The 2,576-nt window shown below is 74.7% G+C and carries 1 protein-coding gene and 1 pseudogene; one reads left to right on the forward strand and one right to left on the reverse strand.

Features of this window, described 5'->3' with window-relative positions:
* Window positions 1-2,049, forward strand: a 2,049-nt coding sequence (locus B7767_RS36895) for a multicopper oxidase domain-containing protein (protein WP_107486539.1), incomplete at its 5' end; no start/stop codon positions are given.
* Between the two features lie 191 nt (window positions 2,050-2,240).
* On the opposite strand, the pseudogene B7767_RS36900 reads toward B7767_RS36895, so the two are convergent.
* Window positions 2,241-2,576: pseudogene (locus B7767_RS36900) on the reverse strand (hypothetical protein); the annotation flags it as partial.

The raw sequence follows: 2,576 nt of genomic DNA on the forward strand, positions 1-2,576 counted from the left end.
GACGGCGCGGAACGGGCCGGACGCAGGGCCCTCCCCGTGCTGCTCGCCGGGCTCGGCATGGCCGTCGCCGCCGCACTGCTCGGCCCCCCGCCGCTGGCCGCTCCCGGTGTCGTCGTCCACGCCGCCGGGCTGGTGGTCGCCGGCGTCCCCTGGGCGTGCGAGGCCCGTGCCAAGGTGCCGCGTTCCTTCGCCGCCTGGTCGGTGGCCGCGGGCAGCCTCTGGCTCGCGGGGGCCCTGCTGTTCCTGGCCGGCATCCTCCTCTCCACGACGTCCTGGATCACGGTGGGGGAGCGTACGTCGGCGCTCACCGCCCCGCTCGCCGCCGGCTGGATCGCCCAGGTGCTGCTCGGCGCCCTCAGCTTCCTCGTCCCCGTGGTCCTGGGTGGCGGCCCCACGGCCGTACGCGCCGCCACCGCCGGACTCGAACGGGCCTGGCCCGCCCGGCTGACCGTCACCAACGCCGCGCTGCTGCTCTGCGTCCTCCCGGTGCCGTCCGTGGTCCGGGTGGTCTGCTCGGTGCTGCTCCTGGTGATGCTGCTGTACTTCCTCGTCCTGCTGGTGCTCACGGTCGTACGGGGCGTACGCGACCGCCGGAAGGGGACGGCCGGGCCGGCCCCGGTGGAGACGTCGGCGTCCCCGCACCGCGTGCTCGGGGGTGTGGCCATCGGGCTCGCCGTGGTGATGCTGGCCGTCGCGGGCGGCGGCGCGGCGGACGTGCGGTCGCTGCCGATCCTGGAACGGTCCGCCGCCGCGGGCGCGGACGGCGGGGAGGTGACGCCGACCGGCCGCACGACCACGGTCGAGGTGACGGTACGGAACATGCGCTTCTCCCCGGCCTCCGTCGACGTGCCCGCGGGCGACCGCCTGGTGATCGGGCTGCACAACACCGGTACCGACACGCACGACCTGGTGCTGGAGACCGGCGCCCGTACCGACCGGATCGCCCCGGGGAAGCGGGCCACGCTGGACGCGGGCGTGGTCGGCCGGGATCTGGACGGCTGGTGCTCGGTGGTCGGGCACCGGCAGATGGGCATGGTCTTCGGGGTGCGGGTCACCGGCGACGGCGTCGGCGGTACCGCGTCGGAGGAGGGGAACGGGAAGAGCGGGGAGACCGCGCACGACCACGGGGGGACGGCGTCCGGGAACGAGGGCGGATCCGCCGCGGACGCCTTCGATCCGATGGCCGAACCGGCCGACGGCTTCACCGCCCGCGACGCCCGACTGCCGCCCGCCACCGGAGGATCCGGCCCCCGGGTGCACAAGCGGACCCTCACCGTGAAGGAGGCGGAGGCCGAAGTCGCCCCCGGTGTACGGCAGACGCTGTGGACCTTCGACGGCACGGCACCCGGCCCCGTGCTGCGCGGCCGGGTCGGCGACACCTTCGAGATCACCCTCGTCAACGACGGGACCATCGGCCACTCCGTCGACTTCCACGCCGGGGCGCTGGCACCGGACGAGCCGATGCGCACGATCCAGCCCGGCGAGTCACTGACGTACCGTTTCGAGGCCACCCGCAGCGGGGTGTGGATGTACCACTGCTCGACCGTGCCGATGTCCCTGCACATCGCCAACGGCATGTTCGGCGCCGTCGTCGTCGACCCGCCCGGCCTGCCGGACGTGGACCGCGAATACCTCCTGGTCCAGTCGGAGTTCTACCTCGGCGAGCAGAACGGCACCGCCGACGCCGGCAAGGTGAACGCCAAGGAACCCGACATGGTCGCCTTCAACGGGTACGCCAGCCAGTACGACCACGACCCGCTGACGGCGAAGGCCGACGAGCGGGTGCGGATCTGGGTGCTGACGGCGGGACCGAACGTGCCCAGTGCCTTCCACGTCGTGGGCGGGCAGTTCGACACGGTGTTCCGTGAGGGCGCGTACGACCTGCGGCCGGGCGGTGCGGAACGCGGTGGCGCGCAGGTACTCGATCTCGCCCCCGCGTCGGGCGGGTTCGTCGAGCTGACCCTGCCCGAGGCCGGCGACTACCCGTTCGTCACACACGTCATGAGCGACGCGGAACGCGGTGCGCACGGCGTCCTCCGCGTGCGCTGACCGGGCCACCAGGCCCGGGCGGATGGCGCGGACGATGTCCGGGCGGCGCTCGGCCGCTTCCCGGAACGGGCAGTGGCACAGGCGCAGTTCCCGTCCGGCGCTTCTCCGGGGGGCCGTCGCCGGCCGGCGGAACGACAACGGCCCCCCGCCCGGAAGGGCGGGGGGCCGCGACGAGGAGGGGCCGGATCCGGTCAGCCTCGCTGGATGCCCGAGGTGTCCTGGAGGACGCCGCGGCGGCCGTCCTGGGTCTGGGCGACGAGGGACGGGCCGCGCTGCTCGACCGCCAGGTACCAGGTACCGGGGGCCAGTTCGGCGATCGGCGTGGGCGAGCCGTCCTCAGGGAACAGCGGACGGGGCACCGGCACGGCGAACCAGAACGGCGAGAAGTCACCGGCGGGCGCCGGAGCGGGCTGACCCGGCTGCGGCTGGCCCGGCTGCGGCTGGCCCGGCTGGGGCTGGCCCGCGAAGGGCTGCTGCGGCTGACCGCCGAACGAGGCCGGCTGCTGCGCACCCGGGTAGCCGTAACC

This window comes from Streptomyces sp. 13-12-16 (genome assembly GCF_002114215.1).
In the GTDB taxonomy this organism is placed as follows: domain Bacteria; phylum Actinomycetota; class Actinomycetes; order Streptomycetales; family Streptomycetaceae; genus Streptomyces.